Annotated in this window: 17 protein-coding genes and 2 pseudogenes; 9 read left to right on the top strand and 10 right to left on the bottom strand. The window is 63.4% G+C overall.

What is annotated here, in order from left to right:
* Nucleotides 1-1,608: 1,608 nt before the first annotated feature.
* The gene (locus ACZYZE_RS17935) at nt 1,609-3,066 is read right to left on the bottom strand and encodes a DUF3100 domain-containing protein (RefSeq protein ID WP_463909362.1); all 1,458 of its coding nucleotides are present in this window, start codon (nt 3,064-3,066) and stop codon (nt 1,609-1,611) included.
* Between the two features lie 230 nt (nt 3,067-3,296).
* Between ACZYZE_RS17935 and ACZYZE_RS17940 the strand changes: the two genes are divergently transcribed.
* The 4 genes from ACZYZE_RS17940 (at nt 3,297) to ACZYZE_RS17955 (ending at nt 8,094) form a co-directional block, all read left to right on the top strand.
* Nucleotides 3,297-4,784 (top strand): amidohydrolase family protein, encoded by a 1,488-nt coding sequence (locus ACZYZE_RS17940; RefSeq protein ID WP_463909363.1) that lies wholly within the window; start codon nt 3,297-3,299, stop codon nt 4,782-4,784.
* Between the two features lie 386 nt (nt 4,785-5,170).
* Nucleotides 5,171-6,310, top strand: coding sequence for an amidohydrolase family protein (locus ACZYZE_RS17945; RefSeq protein WP_463909365.1), 1,140 nt, complete (start codon nt 5,171-5,173; stop codon nt 6,308-6,310).
* An 86-nt stretch (nt 6,311-6,396) separates the two neighbouring features.
* The gene (locus tag ACZYZE_RS17950; protein ID WP_463909367.1) at nt 6,397-7,383 is read left to right on the top strand and encodes an ornithine cyclodeaminase family protein; all 987 of its coding nucleotides are present in this window, start codon (nt 6,397-6,399) and stop codon (nt 7,381-7,383) included.
* Nucleotides 7,384-7,425: 42 nt separating this feature from the next.
* Nucleotides 7,426-8,094 carry a GntR family transcriptional regulator gene (locus tag ACZYZE_RS17955; RefSeq protein WP_463909369.1) on the top strand — a complete coding sequence of 223 codons (669 nt, stop codon included), beginning with the start codon at nt 7,426-7,428 and terminating at the stop codon, nt 8,092-8,094.
* A gap of 420 nt (nt 8,095-8,514) precedes the next feature.
* Here ACZYZE_RS17955 and ACZYZE_RS17960 read toward each other — a convergent pair whose 3' ends face one another.
* Both ACZYZE_RS17960 and ACZYZE_RS17965 read right to left on the bottom strand, forming a co-directional pair.
* On the bottom strand, nt 8,515-9,003 hold the full coding sequence (locus tag ACZYZE_RS17960) for an ankyrin repeat domain-containing protein (protein WP_463909371.1): 489 nt from the start codon (nt 9,001-9,003) through the stop codon (nt 8,515-8,517).
* A 265-nt stretch (nt 9,004-9,268) separates the two neighbouring features.
* Nucleotides 9,269-9,853: a GlcG/HbpS family heme-binding protein gene (locus ACZYZE_RS17965; RefSeq protein WP_463909373.1), complete on the bottom strand. Its 585-nt coding sequence runs from the start codon at nt 9,851-9,853 to the stop codon at nt 9,269-9,271.
* Between the two features lie 214 nt (nt 9,854-10,067).
* On the opposite strand from ACZYZE_RS17965, the pseudogene ACZYZE_RS17970 reads away from it, so the two are divergent.
* Both ACZYZE_RS17970 and ACZYZE_RS17975 read left to right on the top strand, forming a co-directional pair.
* Nucleotides 10,068-11,260 (top strand): annotated as a pseudogene (locus ACZYZE_RS17970) (sensor histidine kinase).
* A complete protein-coding gene (locus ACZYZE_RS17975) occupies nt 11,257-11,883 on the top strand; it encodes a response regulator (RefSeq protein ID WP_463909374.1) in 627 nt (208 codons plus the stop codon). Before ACZYZE_RS17970 ends, ACZYZE_RS17975 begins: the two are co-directional and overlap by 4 nt.
* 996 nt (nt 11,884-12,879) lie before the next feature.
* On the opposite strand, the gene ACZYZE_RS17980 is transcribed toward ACZYZE_RS17975, so the two are convergent.
* From ACZYZE_RS17980 to ACZYZE_RS18010, 7 genes are read right to left on the bottom strand one after another with little or no spacing between them, the layout of a single operon-like run.
* Complete coding sequence (locus tag ACZYZE_RS17980; protein ID WP_463909376.1) at nt 12,880-14,121, bottom strand: amidohydrolase; 1,242 nt, start codon at nt 14,119-14,121, stop codon at nt 12,880-12,882.
* Nucleotides 14,072-14,629, bottom strand: a complete 558-nt coding sequence (locus ACZYZE_RS17985; RefSeq protein WP_463909378.1) for an oligopeptide/dipeptide ABC transporter ATP-binding protein — start codon at nt 14,627-14,629, stop codon at nt 14,072-14,074. Before ACZYZE_RS17985 ends, ACZYZE_RS17980 begins: the two co-directional genes overlap by 50 nt.
* Before the next feature lie 2 nt (nt 14,630-14,631).
* Nucleotides 14,632-15,165 carry an ATP-binding cassette domain-containing protein gene (locus tag ACZYZE_RS17990; RefSeq protein WP_463909379.1) on the bottom strand — a complete coding sequence of 178 codons (534 nt, stop codon included), beginning with the start codon at nt 15,163-15,165 and terminating at the stop codon, nt 14,632-14,634.
* Between the two features lie 8 nt (nt 15,166-15,173).
* On the bottom strand, nt 15,174-16,244 hold the full coding sequence (locus ACZYZE_RS17995; RefSeq protein ID WP_463909380.1) for an ABC transporter ATP-binding protein: 1,071 nt from the start codon (nt 16,242-16,244) through the stop codon (nt 15,174-15,176).
* On the bottom strand, nt 16,241-17,242 hold the full coding sequence (locus ACZYZE_RS18000; RefSeq protein ID WP_463909381.1) for an ABC transporter permease: 1,002 nt from the start codon (nt 17,240-17,242) through the stop codon (nt 16,241-16,243). The genes ACZYZE_RS17995 and ACZYZE_RS18000 overlap by 4 nt, the downstream gene beginning before the upstream one ends.
* A 60-nt stretch (nt 17,243-17,302) precedes the next feature.
* Entirely contained in the window at nt 17,303-19,027 is a 1,725-nt protein-coding gene (locus ACZYZE_RS18005) for an ABC transporter substrate-binding protein (RefSeq protein WP_463909382.1), read from the bottom strand.
* A 38-nt stretch (nt 19,028-19,065) separates the two neighbouring features.
* On the bottom strand, nt 19,066-20,025 hold the full coding sequence (locus ACZYZE_RS18010) for an ABC transporter permease (protein ID WP_463909385.1): 960 nt from the start codon (nt 20,023-20,025) through the stop codon (nt 19,066-19,068).
* A gap of 1,028 nt (nt 20,026-21,053) precedes the next feature.
* On the opposite strand from ACZYZE_RS18010, the gene ACZYZE_RS18015 reads away from it, so the two are divergent.
* The 3 genes and pseudogenes from ACZYZE_RS18015 to ACZYZE_RS18025 form a co-directional block, all read left to right on the top strand.
* Complete coding sequence (locus ACZYZE_RS18015) at nt 21,054-22,598, top strand: NCS1 family nucleobase:cation symporter-1 (protein WP_463909383.1); 1,545 nt, start codon at nt 21,054-21,056, stop codon at nt 22,596-22,598.
* A 77-nt stretch (nt 22,599-22,675) separates the two neighbouring features.
* A complete protein-coding gene (locus ACZYZE_RS18020; protein ID WP_463909384.1) occupies nt 22,676-23,446 on the top strand; it encodes an aspartate/glutamate racemase family protein in 771 nt (256 codons plus the stop codon).
* Nucleotides 23,447-23,511: 65 nt separating this feature from the next.
* Nucleotides 23,512-23,662: pseudogene (locus tag ACZYZE_RS18025) on the top strand (allantoinase AllB); the annotation flags it as partial.

Consider the following 23,662-nt stretch of genomic DNA (forward strand, 5'->3'; position numbering starts at 1 on the left):
CCGCTCAGTAACACTTCCTGGCTTTAGGAATCACGCACTCCCCGACGGCAGGATCTTCATAAACTTTGGATCGCTCAGCAGGTGGGCCAACGCCGTATGGGATGACGACATGGCCTGGATTCCGGCGGTTTTCGCCGGAATCCGGACACACCCGCATAAATAACCGCATGTCTGAACCCGAACAGGTGATCTTCCGCAACAGCATGCCGCCGTGCGGGTATGCCCGGGAGGCCGTAACGAGCGCGGACAGGTCCCGGTTGCAGCTGCGATTGTTCTTCTCCAGCAGGATCAGGCGTTTTCAGGGCAAAGAAGCGCCGCTCCCTGTCGATGCGGGTGCGGCTGTTTGGGGGAGGTCTTTGGTGGGGAGATTTGGGGGTGTGGACAGTGTCCACACTTTGGGTCTCGAACTGGGCCGTACCGGTGCCGGACTGGGCCGGTTTCCGTATGTTGGGGCGGGAGTCCAGTGTTTGCAAGGGCTGGAACCCGGTTCGAGTCCCACCTCGGGCACAGTGTTTCCGCAGGTCAGGGGCCTTTTTGGTGTTTTTTCGTGTGGACAGTGTCCACACTCTCGCCTCTGATCTGATGTTCCGGGTGTGTGGGGTCCCGGACAGACCTATTCGGTTGTGTGGGGGAGCGGCTCTCTACTGCAGATCGGGTACCGCCCTGCGGGGTGCGTTCTGGGTGTTCATCCTTGTTCGTCCTTTCGTTGGGTTTTNTCGTTGGGTTTTCGCGTTCACTACTTCATGGTGGCCAGGGCCGCGTACAACATGATTTGCTTATTATTCTTTAGATATGGCCTGGGTTGCGGCCGGTCTGGAATTGCCGCTCTGATACCTTTTCATGCAGGAATGCGGGGGAACGGCATGACATGGCAACTGATCCGGGTTGGCCCGAGACAACGCGCGAGCCCTGGCAGAGATACAGGAAGGTCTTGAGGATACCGCAGCGACTGAGCTGGGTATGAAAATGGAACCCTTGGGACTGTCGCTCCTGCAAGTCAGACCGATCTAGGACTGGGCCCAGCCACCTTTCACATAATTCCGGTTAACCCAAGCATCTACGGCGATTCGACAGGAATCACGCATTAGATGCAGGAACCGGTGCCAGCCTTGGCAGGGCAAATCCAGACAGCACACACGAACCAGCTCCACAGCACACCGCGATCAGACCTGCGGAATGGTGCCGCTCTTCTTCGAACGGGAATTTTCATCCACTGCAGCTCCTGTTGGTCTAAACGCCGATAACGGATCTGATCTTACGAAGAAGGATATGGAATAGGCGGTGGCCGCCCACGGGGTCCTGGACCCAAATGAAGTCACCGTCTGCTGTCCGAGCGTCCACTTCGCCGGCGTACTCTGTGCGCCCGCTGGAGACCAGCTGCACCCTGTCTCCAACTTGGACATCGTCCCAGTTGGAAGCTCCGTCGCAGTTCGTCTTTGAAGTCAAGTACTTACCTCCGATTCCGTTTAGCAGGCGAAGTCAATGCACTGATCTAAACGGATGGCGCCTGATGAGCATGTTTCATTCCTCAGTCTTTAATGTCGCTGGGATGACACCGATCCCGGCCGGACCGGTGCCATCCTCACGGCAGGGAGCGATTCGTATGTATTAGAACTGGAAGGCGACCTGGGCGATGACTGCCGCGGCGACAAAGCTCGCGGTGAAGGTCATCAGGGCGACGATGACGATTTTCCAGCTCAGCGAGCGCAACGCCTTGATGTCGCGACCGAGCGACATGCCTATCAACGCGATCATGGGCAGGCCTGCGAAGAGGACGTTGATGTGCTGCGTGGTGGAGGCGATGAAGGGGCCTATCGGTAGGAATGTTGCGGAGGCAATGGTGGCCAGGGCCAAGACCCAGATGCTGGACGGGACTACCGGGACTAGCTTCGCGAGCACGAGTGCGATGGCGGTAAGGGCCAGGAGGATGAGCACGCCGACGGCATCCAGTGGCCGGGCGGAACCGGTTCCGAGGGCGTTCAGCAGGAAGCCCGCGACTCCGGTGGCGGCGAATGCGATGAGCCACGTCTTGGGTGTCCGGACAACAACGGGGTCCTCTTCGATGCCGTAGACGTCTACGGTGTCAATGCCCGACTCCTCGTCGGATTCGACCACTGCCCGGTCTAGTCTTCCTGACTCCGGGCTCTCGGCTTGGGTTCGCCCGGCAGCGCGGACGAGAACGCCATTGCGGACACGGCGGCCGAGGTCGTCCCGTCCGAAGATGCGGGACCACATTTTGTAGAGCTTCTGGCACATTGGCAGCGCGATGAAGACACCGGCGTAGAAGCCGACAATGTTAGTGACCAGGTTGGAGAGAGCAGCGAGGGCCATGATCTCCCCTGCCATCTCCGGGTACAGGATGGACAGAGCGCCGACGCCCCCGAGCATCATGGAGGCGGAACCCAGCCCGAGACCCAAAGCGAGGGCCCGCGGATCAAAGAAGTCGAGTCCGCCGAGAAGGCCGGCCAGGAGAGAGATAAACACGGCGCCAAAGACGCTGCCCAGCACCCACACCGCGAACACGCCGCGGTATTCGGGGGACCGGACTCCGAATCGCTGGATGGCGAAGGCGAGGTAGGACTCACGGTCGATGGACCAGGTGGCGCCGATCGCCGTGCGGCCCAAGCCGAGCGCAACCGCCACCGGAAGGGCCAGGATCACTGTCCCGACCACGTGGCCCACCTCCTGCAGGAGGATCGCGGGGCCAATGTTTGTGAACTTCGACAGCGACGGGCCAATCTGAGTACCGAGGCCGGCCAGAAAGAAAACAATGGCCACGTCCATCAGGTGTGTGGACACTGCCCGGGCACGCCCTCCGATGGGTTTCCTTCTCTGGACACCGAGGAATCCGCCGATAAGCACGGTCCACAGGATGGGCATCAGTACGATGGCCGCCGGGCCGAGATGGAACTTATGGGTTCCGATCATGATGGCAACGGCGCAGATGGCGGTGGAGAGCGCGATCATTGCGAGCCACATGGCTGGGCGGGCACGGAAAGAACGAGTGGGCGGCGTATCCATGAGGGCGGATGCCGGGCCGCCTGTGGTCTTCGCTTCGTTGCTCATGATGCAGGCCTTTCGAGGGGTTCAGGTTCCGGGGCAAGACATCTCACATTGCGGAATCTTGCACTTGGTATACCAAAAGACTGTATACTCGTAACCATTGAGAGGCAAGTCACATTTTTTAGCAAACCCTCGGAAGTCCGGCTTGCTCGGATGCCCGGACATGGGCAGTGACCCACCGCCGCATATCAAGACCGTGCCGGTCAAACCCGGCCGCTGTTCAAGGAGGCACGTTGTATAAGAAAATTTCGGCCCGGTACGTTCTGGGGTTCGATGGAATGCAGCACACGCTCATCGAGGACGGCGACGTCGTTTTCGTAGGAGATTCAATCGTCTTCGTGGGGCGCGATTACAGGGGCCCGGTCGATGAGGAGCACGACTATGGCCAGAGTCTGGTCATGCCCGGCCTGATAGACCTCGACGCCCTCGCGGACATCGATCACCTCATCCTGGACTCGTGCCCCTCGCCCGATGTCGCACCCGGTCACCTCTGGTCGGAGGACTACTTTGCCACCCGCCGACGGGACGCATTCACGCCATCGGAGCGCGCCGCGGTCCGCGAGTTCGCCTTGGCGCAGCTCGCGCTCCACGGCATCACGACCTACATGCCTATCGCCTCGGAGATCCACAGTTCATGGGCTGAGGGCTTCGACGAACTCGTGGACATGGCAGGGATAAGCCGGCGGATCGGACTGCGCGGCTACCTGGGGCCGGCGTACCGTTCCGGTGTCCATGTCACCACTTCCGCTGGTGATCGGGAGGTTCACTTCGACGAAACGCAGGGGCGGGCAGGCTTGCACGACGCAGAGCGTTTCCTGGACTACGCAGCCGGTTTGAAGGACCCCCTTATCACCGGGGCCCTGCTGCCGTGCCGTATCGAAACGCTCTCCGAAGACCTTATGCGGGAGACGGCGCGGATCGCCCGGGACCGCGACGCGCTCGTCCGGCTCCACTGCCTCCAGTCACCACTTGAGGAAGAGCTCCTGCAGCGCTCCGCTGGTCGCGGTGTCTGGGAACTGCTCGAATCCACCGGCCTCTTCAGCACACGGCTCCTCATCCCGCACGGTGTCATGATCGACGGCGCCGATCCAGCCGCGTCCGCGCCGGGCGGCCCGCTGAACACATTGGCCCGCTACGGCGTCAGCATCATCCATTGTCCGCTGACATTGTTCCGCTACCAGAAGCAACTTGTTTCATTCGACCGTTTCCGTGAAGCCGGCATCAACCTGTGCCTGGGCACTGACTCCTTCCCACCGGATCTAGTGCGGGGCATGGACGTCGGCATGCACCTGACTCGGATGGTCGAAGGACGTCCTGACGCCGGGACCCTGGCAGACTACTTCGACGCCGCCACCCTCGGCGGCGCACGGGCTCTTGGGCGGGCTGATTTGGGAAGACTTGCCTCCGGCATGCAGGCCGATATCACGGTGGTTTCCCTGGGCAACTTCGGTGACGGTGTCGTCGAAGATCCGCTGCGCACGCTGGTGCTCAATGGGACGGCACGCCAAGTGACCGATACCTTTGTGGCTGGTCGCCCCGTCGTCGTCGATGGCGCCCTGCCCGGCATCGACCTCGACGCGCTAAGGGTTGAAGGGCAGCTGCTGTTCGATAAGATGCGGTCCGCTTACTCGGCACGGGACGTTCAGCTCCGGGAGCCCGACGAGCTATTTCCGCCCGCTTATCCGCGCGCGGAAGCGGCCAGATCGGTCGCCGTGCCGTAACGGGTGCAAGCATCCGCTCTTACGTGATCACTCCCGCCGTGGTATACCAAAGATCAGGGGTGGCGGGCACGCGAGGGCACCAACCGGACAGTGTGGGGAGCTGATCCAGCTCATCAGAACCAGACTTTGACCTTTTGATATCGGACCTGGGCTGCTTCGGCCAGGACCCTTTCCCCTTGGAGGAAACAATGTGTTTGCACGATCACACCCCTGCTGCTCCGCCTGCGGCTGCGGTTCCACGCCGCGGCATCCTGGCCGGAGCGGCCGCTCTGGCTGGAATCTCAGTCGCGAGCCTGGCTGCCCAACTTGGAAGTGCTCCGGCCGCGAGGGCGGGCAGCAACGCATCCAGCCCCAAATACGCTGACCGGCCCGCTTCACCCCCGCCCATGATCATCCAGGGCGGCACCATTGTGGACCCCAAGACGGGCAACGCAGTCGAAGACGGAGTCCTTGTACTGGAAGGAGGGAAGGTCACCGCAGTCGGGAACCGGGAGGAGACACGGCGTGCCGTTGCCGCCCTCGCTGGCCGCGCGCAAATCGTGGATGCCTCCGGAGGCTGGGTCCTTCCTGGCCTCATCGATGTGCATGTTCATGCGAACGCGCTGTCCGACGCGCGGACCATTCTGCAGGGCGGCGCAACCAGCGTCAGGAGTGGCTCCAGCAGCTTCTATCAGGACGTCGCCCTCGCTGCCCTGCCTGCCTGGGCCGCCGGCGTCTCGCCCCGGATGAGCCCGGCCGGGCTGTTCATTTCACCCGAGCTTGGGGACTCGCTCCTCGCCGACCCGGACCTGGCACCGCTCGCGTCCCTGACCGGGGGAGTCACAGAACCGGCAGACCTTGCCTACCTCACCCGCGTCAACCTGAAACGCGGTGCCCAAGTGATCAAGACCCGCGCCAACCCCCGGGCCGGCTTGGCGGAACAAGACCCCCGCGAACTGGTCTACGACTATGAACAGCTCGCTGCTGTGGTCAAGGCCGCGGGCAAAGCAGGCGTGCTGTGCCACGCATACAGCGCAGATGGGATAGACGGTGCCGTCCGGGCAGGTGTGCGCAGTATCGAGCACGGCGTCTTCGTCACCGAGGAGACCATCTCCCGGATGGCCAGCCGCGGGACTTACTTCACACCCACCATGGATGCCATCACGAGCATGGCGGGCTCACCCAACCCGATCCTTGCCGCCCGCGGTACCGAGTACACGCCCATCATCAAAGCAGCAGTGAGGGCTGCCCATGAAGCCGGTGTGACGGTGGTCGCAGGAACGGACTCCTTCGGATCCGACGTCACCCCGATCGGCACGGAAGCGAGACTCCTTGAGGAAGCCGGGCTTTCACCACTGGACGCGCTGAGGGCGGCCACAGTAAATGCCGCCGCCCTGCTCGGCTGGAGCGAGAATGCCGGACGCCTGGTGCGCGGTTCCTTTGCCGACGCCGTCATCGTTGACTCTGATCCCTTGAGCAGCGCTTCTGCCCTGGAAAAAATCCGGGCAGTGGTGGCGCAGGGAGTCCTCGTAAGGAACGACCTCTGATTGATCGCCATGGATAACGGCGACGCCGTCCAAATCCTTCTTACCTTGCCCCAGCAACTATTCACACCAATTCAAGAAAGCCACTCATGACTCTGATTCTTAAAGCCTCCGAGCTCCAGGCTCTGGCCGATATGCCCGGGACCATCGCCGCGGTCGAACGCGTCTTTGCCGCCCTCAGTCGAGGCACCGCTTTTCAGCCGGCGCCCGATTCCCTCTTTCTGTCGTCTTCGGATGCGAGGTTCCTGCCGATGGCGGCGTTGTCCAGCGCCGAGGAGCTGGCATCCGTGAAGTTACTGGCGGACATCCCGGCAAACCGGGAGTCCAATCTGCCCACACAGCGGTCCACCATCATGCTTGTCTCCCAGCTGACCGGCGAAACCTTGGCCATTCTGGACGGCAAAGTCCCCACACGGGTCCGCACCGCAGCCGCCAGCGCCGTGGCGTCAAAGCTCCTGGCGAGGGCCGGCAGTACCACCCTGGGACTGGTAGGTGCGGGCGCCTTGGCAGTGTCACATGTGGAAGCCATGCTGGCCGTCCTGCCAATTGAGAACATAGTGGTGTGGTCGCGTTCCGCGGACACCGTCACGGAATTCTGCGGGAAGATATCCCATCATGACCTGAACATCACGCGGGCCTCGAGTGTTCAGGAAGTTGTAGAGGCTGCTGACGTTCTGTGCACCCTCACTCCGGCCGTTGAGCCTCTGGTGAAGGGCGAATGGTTCAGGCCCGGACTGCACGTGAACGCCGTCGGGTCCCGCCCCCGGGCGGATCATCGGGAGATTGATTCGGCGGGCATGGTGAGGGCGAGGGTCTTTGTGGACAGCCTGGCCACAGCCAGGGCCAAATCCGGAGGGCTAATTATCCCCGTCGCCGAAGGCATGATGAGCTTTGACGATGTCGAAGCCGAGCTTGGTGACGTGGCGGCCGGGACAAAAACAGGGCGCCTGGGCGATGAGGACGTAACCTTGTTCAATTCGGTTGGTATCGGTCTGCAAGACCTTGCCATCGGACGGCTCCTGTACGACGCGGCCGTCCATCAGGGGATCGGCACCCGCGTGGAGCTGAATAACTGAGAGTACGCGGCAGTAAGACTCATGTACAAAGCGGAGGCATCAATGACGGTCCAAACGGAATCTCCCGCGTCCTCGGCTGATACTACCCGGGCACGGATTCGAGAGCTGATCATCTCGGGCGACTTCGCGCCAGGATCACGGCTCAGGGAACGTGATCTGTCCCAAGCCCTAGACGTTTCCCGGGTGCCCGTCCGGGAAGCCCTCCAACAACTCGAAGCCGAAGGTTTCATCGACACCTCCCCGCGGCGGGGTGCCACGGTCAAACAGATCACCCTGCGCGACGTCAACGAACTCTTTGATGTGCGGCTGAGCCTCGAGGTTCTCGCCGCGCGTCTTGCGGCTCAGGCGGCAGCACGGGGCCAGTCCCCAGCGCGGTTGCACCAGATGATGAACCAGGCTGAGGAAGCAACGCGGCGCCACGACCATGCGCAGATACCGCTGAGCAACACGGCGCTGCACGCGGAGATCGTCTCGCTGGGAGGCAACTCACTGCTGGAATACTCCATGAAGCCGCTCCTCGGCAGGATGCAGTGGCTTTTCACCCTGACCGGCCACCGCGACCCGCAGGTCCAGTGCGCGGAGCACTTGAGCCTGTGCAAGGCAATCTACGACGGCAAGGTGGAGCTGGCGGCAGCACTGGCCTACGCACATGTGGAGTTGGGCCGCGAACCGTCGCTCCAAGGGCTGGCCGGACGCCTACCCGAACGCTGACCGGACTGAGAAGATCCGCAACAGTCAGACCTAACGCGACCCAGAGCGAAATATGAATCCCTGCGCCGGATGGTGCGGAAGGCACCGCGGGTTTGGGCCGTCGCCGTCCCAGCTGGGACGGCGGCGGCCAAGGAGCGAGCTGATGCGGACCCGATCCGGCGGTCGCCGTGCGAGGCGATGTTCCACCTCTGCCGGGGGAATCCGAGTCGGCGTGATGTCCGTGGGCCAGCCCGTAATTTCCGGGTCCGATCGGGCGATGATCCGGCGGGCTCCGTCACTAGGACATGCACGCGGAAGAAGGAGTGACCGCTGTGGGAACTGCTCCTTTCTCCCGGGCTTGTTCTCTGATCGCTGCCTCAAGTCCAGACCGTTTAGAGCCCCAACTGATCAGGAACTGCGGGCCGGCTCAGCGGCGGGGAGTCAACTCTCACGGTCGGTTACGGCGTATTCATCCGGTCTCACCGCACCGTGGAAGACCCAGCATTGATGATCTTCACGATCGCGGCGAATCCCAGCCTGTGGGCGTTCTCCAACGCCGTTCGTCCCTGAGGGTTCGGGATCGAGGGGTCCGCGCCGGCGGCGAGGAGTTGCCGCACCACGTCCTGCTGCCTGGGGCCTCCGTCGTTGAGGAGGATGGACTCCTTGTAGGGCGGTCCAGCCCAGGCTGTTGACGTGGTTAACGGGCACCCCTGCTTCGAGGAGGATCCGCACGGTCTCGTCGTGTCCTTGTTCGCTGGCCGGGATCAGCGCTGTCCCGCCGCACCGGTTGGTGCTGGAAACGTCGGCACCGTCGGCGAGCGTCAGCCGGAGGACCTCATTGAACCCTTCAGCCCCGGCATAGAGGAACGCTGAATCCTGGATAGAATCCTTGGCGGTGACGTTGCCGCCGGCCCGGATCAGCTCGGCCACCTGACCGACGTCGTTGGCCTTGGCAGCCTGGACAAGACGCCGGTCCAGTGCCGCCTGAGCCTCCCGGGGCGGGACCGTCGGGGCCGACGTTGTCAAAGAATGCGGCGGGGCCGGTGGCGTCAGCTGCGGCGCCTGCTGCGCGGGAATGCCCCGGACGTGGGGGACTCGAGCCGGAGGGGCCGATCGGTTCCCGGGCCAGAGGACGTCAGCCCGAGCACCGCTGCGCCGATCAAGACAAGGTTCCGGATCACAGCCAAGGTGACGCCTACTTGGCTGTGCCCGGCGCGGCACCCGCAATGGATTCCGCCCCGGCTGCGGCGCAGGCTTCGTCGAGCATGCCGTCGGGAGCTCCTCCGACGCCGATGCCCGCCACGGACACCCCGCTGACCTTGAGCGGAACGCCGCCGGCCAGGAAGAGCGTGCCGGGGAGGTCAGCGATGCTCGGCCCGTTCCCGTTGATCCGTTTGGACAACTCGCTGGTCGGCGTTCCGAAGGCCGCGGCGGTGTAGGCCTTTTGCCGGGCCGCCTCGATCGTGTGCTCGGCGGCGTTGTCGCCGCGAAGCAGCGCCTGGACGGTGCCGAAGCGGTCGACCAGCGCCACCGTCACGAACGGCAGCTTGTCGGCCTGGCATTTCGCGAAGGCGGCCTGGACGGCAGCAGCGGAAGCACCCGCGCTGATGCGGTTCTGGGCGACCACGTTCCCCGGAAGCGGCTGGATGTCCGCCGCCGGTAAGGCAAGGCTGGCCGCGGCCGGGTTGGGCCCGGCGTTGGCGGCGGCCGTCAGCCCGCCGGTCAGGAGCAATACGCCGGTGGCAGCGGCGGCAGTGATGATTTTGTGGGACTTCTTCATGGGTTCTCCTTGGAGTGCGGTCTCGGGGCTTGCTCAAGGCTGATGGCCCGGGCCCCGAATCCATCCTTTCCGCTCCCGTGCGGGTGGGCATCGGGAATTCGTCTGACGATTCCTCGCCCGTAAGGCCAGCAGCATCAGCCAAAAGGCTGAGGCCGGCGCAACGGTGCGGGCTCTAGCATGGTGGGTAGTACCCCATCCACCGAAACCGGATCCCATGCCTGACTTACCAGCCGCCCCGCCGGAGCCCGCCCAGCGCGACCATGCCAGGGGGAGGGGACCGCTGGGCCGGATCGACGCCGTCGTCCATCTTGGTTTTGCCGTGCTCCTGGTGGCGTCCGCGGTCCGCTACATGATGCGGCACAGCCCTGCGGATAACTTGGGGGTCCTGGCACTCGCCGCGGCGGTCTGTACGCTCTACGCTCTGATCGCCGTGCTCTCGCAGCGGCGGCGGCCGTGGGCGGTGTGGATGTTCATCCTGGTAGTGCTCTGGGCCGTGCTGGTGATTGTGGCGCCGAGCTTTGCCTGGTGCTCGTTCGCGCTGTTCTTCCTCTGCCGCACGGCCTTCAGCGGGTGGGTCGCCTACCTCGCCGCCGGCGCGACGGCGGCAGCCACTGCCGTGGGGCTGTTCCGGCTTGGCGGCGGCACCGATGTAGCCATGCTCCTGGGCCCGTTGGCGATCGGCGTCATGCTGACACTGATCCATGACCACATCGAGCACGACGCTGAGGAGCAGCGCCGGCTCCATGCAGCGGTGTCGCTGGCGCAGGGTCAACTGGCGGCCACCGAGCGCCGGGCGGGGAGCATCGAAGAACGTGCGCGGGTTTCCCGGGAGATTCATGACACCGTGACCCAGGGCCTGGCGAGCAGCCTCCTGCTCCTGGAAGCGGCCAGCCGGTCCTGGCCCACCTCGGCCGCACTTGAGGACGTCCGCTCCGCGAGCGGGATGCTGCGGCAGAACCTGGCCGAAACCCGCAGCCTGGTCCACGACCTCGCTTCCCCGGGGCTGGAAACGGCGCTACTGCCGGACGCCGTATTAGAAGCAGCATCGCAGCACCTGCCGGGTGTGCACCTGCTGGTCACCGGCGAGCCCCGTCCCATTCCCGCCGACACCCGCCACGCCCTGCTGCGGGTGGTTCAGAGCGCGGCCGCCAACACGGCGCTGCATGCGTCCGCGGCCAACGCCACGGTAACGCTGGGCTTCCTCCCGGGCGCCGTCACGCTGGATGTACACGACGACGGCGCGGGCTTTGATCCGTCGTCACTGGCACCGCCTTCGGTCGCTGGAGGCTACGGACTGCGCGCCATGCGCCAGCGGGTCGAACAACTCGGCGGCGTATTCTCGGTGGAAAGCCGCCCTGCGACGGGACGGTTGTGGCCGCGGAACTGCCGACCAGGGAGAAACAATGAATACCATTACTGTGCTGCTGGCGGATGACCACCTGGTGGTCCGCAGCGGGCTCAAGGCGCTGTTGGCGACCCAGCCCGGCATTGAGGTGGTGGCCGAGGCAGCCTCGGGCGAGGAGGCACTCGCCCTGGTGGAGCAGCACGGTCCGGCTGTGGTGATGATGGATCTCGCCATGGGTGCCGGCATGGACGGCATCGAGGCCATCAAGCAGTTGCGGCAGCGCAACAGCCGGCAGGCGATCCTCGTGTTCACCACCTATGACTCCGACGCCGACATCGTCCGCGCCGTCGATGCCGGGGCGATGGGCTATCTCCTCAAGGACGCCTCCCCCGAGGAGATCTTCGCAGCTGTCCGCGGCGCAGTCCACGGCAAGAGCGTGATGAGCGCACCCGTAGCCTCGCGGCTCTTCCAGCAACTGCGCAACCCGGACGCAATCCTGACCCCGCGCGAGGCCGAGCTGCTGAGCCTCCTGACCGAAGGACTCAGCAACCGCGAACTCGGTCAGCGGCTGTTCATCTCCGAGGGCACGGTGAAGACGCACCTGGCACACATCTACGCCAAACTCGGGGTTGAAACCCGTTCAGCGGCGATCGCCACCGCCATCCGCCGGGAGGGCATGCGCTAGTCCTGGCGGAGTGCATCGCGAGGTCTCCGGGACGGGACGGGATCGGGGACGGACTCACGCTGCTGCTAAGAAATGAGGACCGCAATTGAGTATGCCGAGGCGACGTGCTCATGCGAAGTTGGATCCTCCGGGTCTTGACCGGCAACTGCTCCCTCTACCGGTTGCGGGCACTCGCTGCCTGCCGAAAAGCGGACCTCGCTCATAAGCCAGAAGACGCTGAAGTGGGCCAGACCAGCGGCGAGGGTGGAACATTTCAACCGCATCCTCCTTGAGAAGAGGGCCTATGCGAAGGCCCGACCGCTTGCAGTTGGTGCGCTTGCGAGGGGAAATGCCGGAGGGAAGAGTTGCTCCGAAGTGCGGTTTTCGCTGTCACGCTCCGAGTATGCTTCCTGCATTTTCTGGAAAAGCCGTAGGGCCTCAGCTTTGAGCCCCAAGAGATCAATGCCGGGGATTTCGCCGTCCCGCATAACGATGCGCCCTGCGACGACGGAATGAGTGGCATGTCGTGCTGTTCCGTTTAGCAGGAGGGTTCGACTGAGATCGTCCAGGACCCCATCCCTGTGCTCCCGCTTCCAGCTTTCCCAGATCCGTCCGGTCCAACGCACGAGCTCCGCCAAGTGTTGCCGGGTGGTCCAGAGCGCAGGATTCGGGCTTGCCACTGTTCTCGTCGTGCTCAGGTCGACGAGGCCCCGGACGGCCGGAAAACTATCGGCGATGAGCCGGGGTTTGGGTTTTGCCCTAGCCTCCCTGGGGCCTTTGGGGGCCGCCCTGCTGCATGACGTTTCCGGGGGCTGGGATGGTGCGTTCTGGGCGTTGACAGGGGTGGGCATGCCGCAGGCGCTGGCCGGCTACTTCGCGGTGAACGGACGCATCGTGTGTGTCGAGGGAGGAACCTCGCCGCCGGAGAGGCTCAACGGGCCGGCGTTGCAAGCTAAAGACACTGCAAGAAGTTGGCGGGTCCCTCCAGCGAGGGACCTGCCAACTTTTGTTTCAGGCTTAAAGGACCAATTGCAGCTGGTCCGCCACGACACGGCCGTGGTGGATCACGGTCCGGTCAGTGCCTCTGTCCATGACCGCGGAGGCGACCGTTTCACCGTCGACCAGCAGCAGTTCTGCGGGATCACCGGTTTCGAGCCCTGGCCGGTGGGCGGTGCCTTTGAGTCGGCTGCCGGTAGGATCCAGAACGCTGGCGCCTCCCACCGTAGCGATCGCCAGGCAGTGTTCGATCAGCTCATCCCGGCGGAATCCATGCGTAAACGCCAGCTGCCAGGTGCGGTCCAACATGTCTGTATTGCCGTAGGGGGACCAATAGTCGCGCTGGCCGTCTTCGCCGAGCCCCACGCGGATACCGGCCTCGGCCAGCAGTGGCAGTGGGAGCTGCCCGGCTGCCGCCGGAGCCACGGAGGCCATGGAAACGTCCAGCTCGGCGAACTCCTCGATGAGCCTGTGCGTGGTCGCCTCGTCGACGCTTCCCAGCTGGTATGCATGAGAGATGGTGACCTTGCCCTGCATCCCCAGGGCGCGGGTTCGTTCCAGCACCAGATCTGTGCTGAAGACGCCCAGCTCACCGGGTTCGTGGAGGTGGATGTCAATGGGGACCTGATACTTTTCGGCCAACCCAAAGACGATGTCCAGGTGCCGGGCGGGGTCACGGTCCAGGCTGCACGGATCAATGCCCCCCATCACATTCGCCCCGGCCCGGAGTGCTTCCTCCATCAGCGGTACGGTTCCATCCTCGCGAAGGAGGCCGGCCTGGGGGAAGGCGATGATTTCGACGTCGGCGTGGTCCTTGAAATGTTCCTTGGCGGCCAGGACGGCGTCGAATCTTTCCAGCCGGCAGTCCACATCAATCTGAGCGTACGAGCGGACCCTGGTGGTGCCCCGCGCGATCATCCTGCCCAGCGTGTTGTTGACGCGTTCCTGGAGGGGGACCTCAGCGTTCCGCCAGTTCTGCCGGTCATTCATCATCATGGTCCAGACGCCAGGGCCTCCCGTGTGCTCGCGGAAGGGCAGCCCGATGCGGGTCGAGTCCAAGTGAACGTGGACGTCGGAGAAGGACGGGAGCAGCAGCCGGCCGCGGCCTTCGACAACTTTTGCTGCCTCGCGCAGGTTCCCGGACATGTCCACCGGCGTGCGGGCCGGATTGTGCGGTTCGACGCGGGCGATCATGCCGTCCTGGACTAGGACGTCACTCAGCGCTTGCCCCCAGGGACGGGCGGCGCGGATCAGGGTAGTCAATGTGGTGCTCCTTAGTGTTGGGTTTATTGCACACCGGCGGGGCGGCCGCGGCCAGCCCCGCGTGGTGGCAGGCCGGGGCGTCGGGGCCGGCCGGAGTTGGGATGTCGTCGATGCACAACTGCTGCTGACCTTCGTGCAGTGTCCCGAACAGCGGGCAACGCGTGCGGAAGACACAGCCGCTGGGCGGGTTCGCCGGCGACGGAAGGTCTCCGCGGAGCCGGATCTTCACCTGTTGCCGGGCAGCCCTTGGATCGGGCAAAGGCACCGCGGACAGGAGCGCCTTTGTGTAGGGGTGCCGGGGAATGCGGAACAGGTCATCGCGGGGACCCTGTTCGGCGATCTTACCGAGGTACATAACGGCCACCTGATGGGAAATGTGCCGGACAACGGACAGGTCGTGGGCGATGAAGACGTATGCGACACCGGTGTCGCGCTGGATCTCCTGGAGCAGGTTAACCACCTGCGCCTGGACTGAGACGTCCAGGGCAGAGACCGGTTCGTCGCACACGATCACGGACGGTTCAACGATATCGCCCGGGCGATACCCACCCTCTGGCGCTGGCCGCCGGAGAACTCATGAGGAAAGCGGTTGTAATGTTCGGGCCTGAGGCCCACTTGTTCCATGAGCTCTTTGACGCGGTTCTTCAGTCCTGCAGGCGGACTGATCTTCTGCGCCACCATCGGAGCGGCGATCGCGGTACCAACCGTCTGCCTTGGATTTAGCGAGGCGAAGGGGTCCTGGAAGATCATCTGGACCTTGCGCCGGAAGTTGTACAGTTCCTTCCCGTGCAGGTGGCTGATGTCGACGTCGTCGACAATGATCCGTCCTCCGGTGGGGTCCAGCAGTCGGGCGATCATGCGGCCGGTGGTAGATTTCCCGCACCCGGACTCACCTACCAGTCCGAGCGTCTGACCTCGTTCCAGACTGAAGGAAACACCGTCGACGGCTTTGACCGTACGGTGCCCCCCGGGTGAAAAGAGTCCGCCCTTGACGGGGAAATGCTTCTGAAGGTTCTCGACCTGGAGAATTGGATGCCTGTCCATGGCGGGTCCTAACGCGAAGTCCGGATAGTGAGGATCTGGGTGCTACTGAGGTGGCAGCGGTTGCCGTGGCCGCCGTCAATAAGGAGCTCGGGCCTGTGCTCACGGCAGACGTCGGGTCCGACCAGTTCGGCGTAGCCGCATCGGGAGCTGAAGATGCACCCTGTCGGCAGGTCAAGCAGCGACGGCGGCTGGCCGGGGATCGGATTGAGTCGGCCGGAGGTGCCGGCGAGCGTCGGCATGGAGTTGAGGAGACCGAGGGTGTACGGGTGCCGGGTGTCGTGGAAGATTTCGTCGACCGGTCCTGACTCGACGCATTGCCCGCCGTACATGACAAGCACGGAATCGCAGACTTCGGCCACCACACCCAGATCGTGCGTGATGAGGATCAGGGCCGAGTTGGTTTCGGCTTGGAGTTCGGCCATGAGGTCCAGGATTTGCGCTTGAACAGTCACATCCAGGGCCGTGGTGGGCTCGTCCGCGATGAGCAGTTCCGGTTCGCAGATGAGGGCCATGGCAATCATGGCCCGCTGCCGCATGCCGCCGGAGAAGTGATGGGGGTACTCGTCATAGCGCTGCTCGGGGCTGGGAATCCCCACCCGTCCGAGCATATTGATCGCCGCGGCCCGGGCTTGTTTCTTGCTCCCTTCGTGGTGGACGAGGTACGCCTCGGCGATTTGGTGACCGACTGTATAGAAGGGATGGAGTGCCGACAGAGGGTCCTGGAAGATCATGCCGATGTTCCGGCCCCGCAGCTGCCGCATCCCTGCCTCGGACAGCGTGGTCAGATCCCTGCCCTGGAACAGGACCTGGCCGGATACGCGGGCGGAGGTGCCTTTCAGCAGGCCCATCAGGGCCTGGCTGGTCACCGATTTTCCGGATCCGGATTCACCGACGATGCCTAACGTCTGACCTCGTTCTAGGGTGAAGTCCATGCCGTTTACGGCGGAGACCAGACCGTCGTCGGTGGGGAACTGGACAGAGAGATTCCGGACGTCGAGGAAGGCGTTGGCATCGTCGCTGCCCACTGCGGTGGCGCGGGCCGGAGAAGATGCCGGCGCGCCGGGGTGGATCTGGGTCATTGGAGCCTCACTCTGGGATCGATGGCGGCGTAGGCGAGGTCAACGAGGACATTGGCGATGATGACAAAGAAGGCGGCCAGCATGGTGATTGCCATCGTGACGGGCAGGTCGCCGGAGATCGCGGCCCGGACTGCGGTGAAACCGAGACCCGGCACGGAGAAGATCTGTTCCGTCAGGACGGCGCCGCCGAGCAGCAGGCCGATGTCCATGCCGAGCATGGTCACGATCGGGGTTATTCCGGCGCGGACGCCGTGCTTAAACGTCACTGTCCGGGGAGCCAGCCCCTTGGCGCGGGCCGTGCGGATGAAGTCCTCTCCGAACGTTTCGATCATGTTGGCACGGGTGACGCGGATGTAGGAGGCGCTGAACAACACGGCGAGGGCAATCCACGGCAGCAGATAGTTCAGTACCCATGCCCACGGCCCGTGAGGGCCAAAGGGGCTGTTGATCTCGTTGGTTGTGAACGGCAGGAGGTGAAGTTGGTTGACGAACACCAGCAGCAGGAACAGGCCTGTAACCGGGATCGGCAGTGAGACGCCCACGGATGCGGCACCGACAATGAACTTGTCCGTGGCGCTGCCCTTCCTGAGGGCTGCCAGAAGGCCGAGGCCGACCCCGGAAACCGTCCACAGGACCAGTGCGCCGACAGCCATTGAGAGTGTGTAGGGCAGGGACCGGCCGACGATGTCGGAGACATTTTCATTTGTCTGGAATGATTTTCCCAAGCAGGGCCATTCGCAGACGCTTTCGGAGCCTGGGGCCCCGATGATGCGGGATGAAACCAGGCCGCGGAGGTAGTCGGCGTACTGGATGAAGAACGGCTGGTCCATGCCGAGCGCCACGCGCGCCTCGGCGATGCGTTCGGGCGTGCATTCCTGGCCGCATGCGGCCGACGCCGGATCAGCCGGCCCCAGTTGGAACAGCGTGAAGGTGATGAAGCTGACGGCTACGAGTAGCAGGACCAGGGAACCGGTCCGGCGAAGTATGAATCTGATCATTGTGGTTGCGGGCCGCCCGCCTGATTCCGGGCGGCCCGCGTCTCCTTCTGTGAGGACCGGTTAGTGCTCGACGCCGACGATCGACAGGTCGATGCCGCCGAAGAAGTAGCCCACTTGGGCGTTACGAACATTTGAGCCCACAACACTGTTCGTATGGCTGCGGACGAGGGGGATGATCGGGTAGGTCTTCAGGGCTTTGCCGAACTCCTCCGACCACTTCTTGCCCAGCTCCTCCGACGTCCCGGCAGTGTTGCGCAGCTCAAACATGGCCTTGGATACCTGCGGGTCGAAGTAGCGGGAGGTGTTGGAGAATCCGTAGCTCGTGCCGTCGTTGTTCGGGCCCAGGAGGGGGTCCGCTGAGGTCCGGATCGAAGCCGGATCAGCGCCGCCGCACCAGCCTGAACGTCCGATGTCCGGCAGCTGCTCGCTCGCCATGACCGAGTAGTAGTTCGGCGCCGGAATCGGCACCAGCTGGACGTCGATGCCCAATGCCTTGAGGTTTTCCTGAACCACAGTGCCCGTGTTCTTGAAGGCGTCCCGGTTGTTGGCATAGCCGAACGTGAGTGACGTGGGGTATGTCTTGCCTTCGAGGAGCTTCTTGGCCTCATCCAGCTTGGGTTTTCCGCTGGGGTCGATTTCCAGGTCCTGGGCCACGTATCCGCGCATCTTGTCGTTAAGCGGTGTCTGGGTGAGCTCGCCGAAGCGGCGTCCGCCATACTGGACCAGTATCGACTGCCGGTCCAGGGCAAGCGCAATCGCCTTGCGGACGTCCGGGTCCTGGATCTTCTGCGTGTTCAGGCTCAGCACGTCGTTGCAGCCCAGCAGTCCCGAGGCGACCCGGTCCTTGACCTGGGCATCGGCCAGTTTGGCCGAATCCGATGTTTGCAGGGCACCGTTCGAGTCCAAGGTGATGGCGTTTGGGTCCGCGTTGGCCAGCAGCTGCTGGCTGATGGTGGCCTGGGACGTGGAAAGTGAAAAGCTGAAGGTGTCCGGGAGTGCGGAGCGGTTGGGGTCTGTTGCGGCATCCCAATGCGGGTTGCGCACGAGCTTGAGAGACTTGCCCCGGTTGTACGACTCCACCATGTATGGTCCGGATGAGACCGGGTGGTTCGTGTAGTCCAGCTTGGTGTCCTTGTCCCGGGGCACAGGAGCGGTGTTGGATCGAGAGGCCAGCGCCGGAAATTCAGCGAACGGCTTCTTGAGATGGAACACGACAGTGCGCTCGTCTGGGGTCTCGACGGCCTGGAGCACTGCGGCAGGATCCTTGTAGGGTCCTTTGTAGCCCGCCGCGTCCAGCGCCGAATTCATCTCCTGGGGCGCCTGGGTGTAGACGTCCTGTGCGAAAGTGCGTTCGATCCCGTATCTCACGTCGGCCGAGGTAATCGGCCGGCCGTCTTCGAACTTGATGCCATCCCGGAGCGTGAACGTCCAGGTGAGGCCGTCCGGGGATGCCTTCCCAGTGTCCGTCGCGAGGTCCGGGACGATGGTGGGCGGCTGGCCCGCAGTCTCTTTGGCCATGGTGAGAGTCCGGTAATACAACTGTCCGACATTGGCGGTCTGGACGTAGTTGCTGTTTCCAGGGTCAAGGGTCTGGAAGTCAGAGGACATCAAAACATTGATGTTTCCTCCCTTGGAGGTGAATCCTGGCTTGACCACCGCCGCGGCCAGCTCCGTCGCTGATCCGCTGGTCTTGGTCGTGCCCGGCTGACCCTGGGCTGCACCGCAGCCGGTCGCGGCAACGGAGATCAGCACTGCAAGTGCCAGCCCGCTGGATGGATATTTCATGGTTCTCCTCTTAGGGGTGATGGTGATGGTGAAGGGTGCTAGTGGCGTGAGGCTTTGGGGTCCAACGCATCACGAACGGCGTCGCCGAGCAGGTTGAATGCGAGGACGGTGACGATCAGTATCACTCCCGGGACGGCCAGGAACCATGGATCACTGAGGTACCAGTTGCCGGACTGGGCCGCGTTGAGCATCTGGCCCCACGACGGCGTCGGGTCCCTGACGCCGACCCCGAGAAAGGACAGTGCAGCCTCGGCAGAAATGTTGGTGGGGATGAGCATGGTGGCGTAAACCAGGACCACGCCCATCACGTTGGGGATGATCTGCCGAAACAGCACGCTGAGGTGGGAGGCACCGAAAGAGCGTGCAGCGTCAACGAATTCACGTTCCCTGAGGCTGAGGACCTGACCTCGGACGATCCGGGCAAGATAGGCCCAGCCGAAGAACCCCAGGATGATGACCAGTGACGCCATGGGCAGGAAGCTTCCCTGACCCAGTGCTGTGTCGCGCAGCCGCGACTGAAGGATGGGCGTCAGTGAGAGCACGAGCAGGAGGTGCGGGAAGGCAAGGAAAAGATCCATGATGCGGCTAATGATCGCGTCCGTCTTACCTCCGAAGTAGCCCGCCGCCGCCCCGAGGACAGTTCCAAGCACGACGGAGACGACCGTTGACAGCAGGGCGATGGTGAGGGAAACCTGACCGCCATGGGCGAGCCGGGCGAACAGATCCCTTCCGAGACCGGGTTCTACCCCCAGCCAGTGCTGCTCGGAGGGATACATGTAGCCCGGAAGTGGCAGGCCGGGAGTTTCGTAGTCATCCAGTACGTCCGGGCCGGTATTGGAAGTGAAGGGATCATTCCCGGACCAGGCGCTGAGTACCGGTGCAAGCACCGCAAAGAGAACGATTGCAACCACAACACAGAGGCTCAGCAGAGCTATCTTGCTCCTGCGGATCCTGAGCCAGGCCGTGGCGAGCAGCGACCGCGCATGGGCCGGGACCACAGTGACATTGGCGGGGCCGTCAGGGGACAACGGGCGGCTGACGCTACCGTCGCTGTCCTGAGGCATCGGTCCCGCACCAGTTGGTGTGGCTCCGGAATGAAGCTGGGTCATCGGGAACACTCGTTTCAGGGTCCAAGGAGCACGCTCCCATATCTTGTATACCAAACTGAGACTAGAGCATCTTTTATGCGATGTAAATCACAATTAGCAAGCATTTGGAATACCAGCCGGTACGGATCATCCTTCTCACACCCCGGTGCCGTCCGTTTCGCCCGTAACAAACCTGCCCCAGTGACAGTGCAGGGGGTGCCCAAGAGCCCCCAAAACCGACCACTGGGCACGCGTGTATGTTCAGGGAGCTCTGAGGCGCACGCTCCGCCAAACTCACCAGGGGCGCAACGAAAGGCCCGGCCGAGCACGAGTACGAGCTCGTTAGAGCACATTGACTGCGAAATGTGCGCAGGCTGCCCGGTTGCGCGAACGCGAACTGTCTAAATCTTTACAATGCGTCAAGGGTCCCGGTGCGCGAGGCGAGCGTACGGCTGCCGCTCACGGGACCGAGCGCCTACCCCCGCGTTCAGCGCAGGCTCCTGTGAGGGCAACTTCGAAAGCTATCTCGGCCGCTGGCGCCGCCTTGGGTGTCGCCAGCGCATATCCTGAACCGCTCGACGCTGTGCGAACACGGCGTGAGGGTGTCGCTTATTGGCAGGCTGTTCATTCCATAATGTGGAATAACATTCCCCCCTTGTGGAATGAAGTGACTTCGCTTACATTTGTTCTATCCCTCAACGAGGAGGGAAAACGATAAGCGATTGGTCAAGATCATGCGGCTCACCCAGTTCTTTCCGGAACGCACCCCGTCGACAATCGCCAGTCACGCCGTCGCCGCCTGGCCGCAGTGGCCCCGGCATCCCGTCCCTAGTTCCATCCCCAAGGACTGAGAGAAACGGTCATACGCCGACTCGCCACTCGCCTGCCCTCACAGGCCACCTTGCAGACCCATTCATCATGTTCCCGAGAGGTAACCCATGTCTCAACTGCCGACTGCGGCTCCGTCCGTCGATGAGAATCCCGAACGTCCCGCCCGTACATCAGGTGACGTTCCCACCGCCAGGGAGCTCGGCCTCTCACCGACGAGCGCACGGCTGTACAACCAGGATCTCGCCCCCACAATGATGAAGGGCCGTCGCTGGAGCGCATACAACATCTTCACGCTCTGGGCCAACGACGTGCACAGCCTGGGCAACTACGGCTTCGCGATCGGCCTCTTCGCCCTCGGCCTCGGTGCGTGGCAGATCCTGCTCGCCCTGGGCGTCGGCGCCGTCCTGCTCTTCCTGCTGCTTACGCTGTCCGGGTATATGGGCCATAAGACCGGTGTCCCGTTCCCCGTTATGAGCCGCATCGCCTTCGGAATCCACGGCGCACAAATCCCGGCCCTGATCCGCGGAGGCGTCGCAATCGCCTGGTTCGGCATCCAGACCTACCTGGCCTCGCTGGTCCTCCGCGTCCTCCTGATCGCGCTGGCACCCGGCCTGGCGGACCTGGACAAAGACTCCATTCTCGGCCTCTCGACCCTGGGCTGGGCGTCGTTCCTCACCCTGTGGATCGTGCAGGTCATCATCGTCCGATACGGGATGGACATGATCCGCCACTACGAGGCCTTCGCAGGGCCCATCATCCTCATCACCATGACCGCCCTGGCCATCTGGATGTTCATGCAGGCCGGTGGCTCCATTGCGCTCTCCACACCGGATGCCCTCACCGGAGGTGCCATGTGGCGGGAAATCTTCGCCGGCGGCGCACTCTGGGTTTCCATCTACGCCACGTTTGTCCTGAACTTCTGCGACTTCACCCGATCATCAACCACCCGCAAATCCATCATCAAGGGTAATTTCTGGGGCATCCCGATCAACATGCTCTTCTTTGGCCTCATTGTCATCGTTATTACCGGAGCCCAGTTCAAGATCAACGGCGTAGTGATCGGCAGCCCCTCCGACATTGTTCAGTCGATCCCCAACACGTTCCTGCTGGTGGCCGCTGCACTCGCCCTGCTCATTCTGACCATCGCGGTGAACCTGATGGCCAACTTCGTCGCACCGATCTACGCCCTGACCAACCTCATGCCAAAACGGCTCGACTTCCGCAAGGCCAGCCTGGTCAGCGCAATCATCGGACTGGTGATCCTGCCCTGGAATCTCTACAACAACCCGGCGGTCATCGTCTACTTCCTGGGAGGCCTCGGCGCACTCCTCGGCCCGCTGTTCGGCGTCATCATGGCCGACTACTGGCTCATCCGCAAAACCCGCATCAACGTCCCGGAGCTCTACACCGAAGTCGACAAAGGTTCCTACTTCTACAGCAAGGGCGTCAACATGCGGGCAGTCGGAGCTTTCATTCCAGCGGCGATCATTTCCCTCCTGATCGCCTTCATCCCTGCCCTGCAGCCTGTCGCGGCTTTCTCCTGGTTCATCGGCGCCGGAATCGGAGCCCTAGCGTACTTCATCGTCGCCGACCGCAAGCGGGAATTCCATGACGTCTCCGGCGAGCCGATCGCCGTGCCAAGCCTGCACTAAGCCGCCCGTCGTCCCCGACGGTTCACTTTCGCACGGCGGACCGACCGCTTCCCGTACCAGAGCACCCGAAAGGCATCATGCGCATCCTCGTCGCAAACGTCAACACCACCGCTTCCATGACGGAATCAATCGCCGCACAGGCCCGCACGGCCGCCGGTGCCGGAACCGAGATCGTCGGTCTCACCCCGCGCTTCGGTGCGGACTCCTGCGAGGGAAACTTCGAAAGCTACCTGGCCGCCATAGCCGTCATGGATGTTGTCCTCGCCTATGCCGAACCCTTCGACGCCGTGATCCAGGCCGGCTATGGCGAACATGGCCGGGAGGGGCTCCAGGAGCTGCTCGATGTGCCCGTGATCGACATCACCGAAGCAGCCGCCAGCACTGCAATGTTCCTGGGCCACAAGTACTCGGTCGTCACTACCCTTGACCGGACAGTTCCGCTCATTGAGGACCGACTCAAACTTGCCGGACTCGACGCCCGGTGCGCCTCGGTGCGGGCCAGCGGCATGGGCGTCCTAGAACTCGAAGAATTCCCGGACCGGGCCGTGGAGGCAATCCTCGACCAGGCCCGACGGGCCGTGGAAGAGGACAAGGCGGAAGTCATCGTCCTCGGGTGCGGCGGCATGTCCGGACTCGACGAGCAGATCCGCACGCGTCTGGGCGTTCCCGTTGTTGACGGCGTCGCTGCCGCCGTGACGATCGCCGAGTCGCTCGTCCGCCTTGGGCTGAGCACCTCGAAAGTCCGCACCTTTGCCACGCCGCGGGCCAAGGTGGTCACCGGGTGGCCCTTTACGCTCAATCAGAACACCGGCGGCACTCAAGCACCGGTGCACGCCCGGTATCAGTAGCTGTTCCCGGCATCCTGCTAAGAACCTGATAACACGTTCACCAGATCTACAAAGGAATGAAATCAATGAGTGAATCGACCGGACCGGAATTTGACCTGGTCATCCGCGGCCAGCGCATCCTCACCACCGCCGGCCTTGCGCCACGTGAAGTGGGTGTGCGCGGCGGGAAGATCGTGGCCATCGAACCCCTCGGTAACGGGCTCGCCGGCGCCGAGC

It is taken from the genome of Pseudarthrobacter woesei (genome assembly GCF_055412745.1).

Coding starts and splice junctions, on each gene's coding strand:
- ACZYZE_RS17935 (WP_463909362.1), bottom strand. CDS start 3,066: ATGAGCAACGAAGCGAAGACCACAGGCGGCCCGGCATCCGCCCTCATG.
- ACZYZE_RS17945 (WP_463909365.1), top strand. CDS start 5,171: ATGATCATCCAGGGCGGCACCATTGTGGACCCCAAGACGGGCAACGCA.
- ACZYZE_RS17950 (WP_463909367.1), top strand. CDS start 6,397: ATGACTCTGATTCTTAAAGCCTCCGAGCTCCAGGCTCTGGCCGATATG.
- ACZYZE_RS17955 (WP_463909369.1), top strand. CDS start 7,426: ATGACGGTCCAAACGGAATCTCCCGCGTCCTCGGCTGATACTACCCGG.
- ACZYZE_RS17965 (WP_463909373.1), bottom strand. CDS start 9,853: ATGAAGAAGTCCCACAAAATCATCACTGCCGCCGCTGCCACCGGCGTA.
- ACZYZE_RS17975 (WP_463909374.1), top strand. CDS start 11,257: ATGAATACCATTACTGTGCTGCTGGCGGATGACCACCTGGTGGTCCGC.
- ACZYZE_RS17990 (WP_463909379.1), bottom strand. CDS start 15,165: ATGGACAGGCATCCAATTCTCCAGGTCGAGAACCTTCAGAAGCATTTC.
- ACZYZE_RS17995 (WP_463909380.1), bottom strand. CDS start 16,244: ATGACCCAGATCCACCCCGGCGCGCCGGCATCTTCTCCGGCCCGCGCC.
- ACZYZE_RS18000 (WP_463909381.1), bottom strand. CDS start 17,242: ATGATCAGATTCATACTTCGCCGGACCGGTTCCCTGGTCCTGCTACTC.
- ACZYZE_RS18005 (WP_463909382.1), bottom strand. CDS start 19,027: ATGAAATATCCATCCAGCGGGCTGGCACTTGCAGTGCTGATCTCCGTT.
- ACZYZE_RS18015 (WP_463909383.1), top strand. CDS start 21,054: ATGTCTCAACTGCCGACTGCGGCTCCGTCCGTCGATGAGAATCCCGAA.
- ACZYZE_RS18020 (WP_463909384.1), top strand. CDS start 22,676: ATGCGCATCCTCGTCGCAAACGTCAACACCACCGCTTCCATGACGGAA.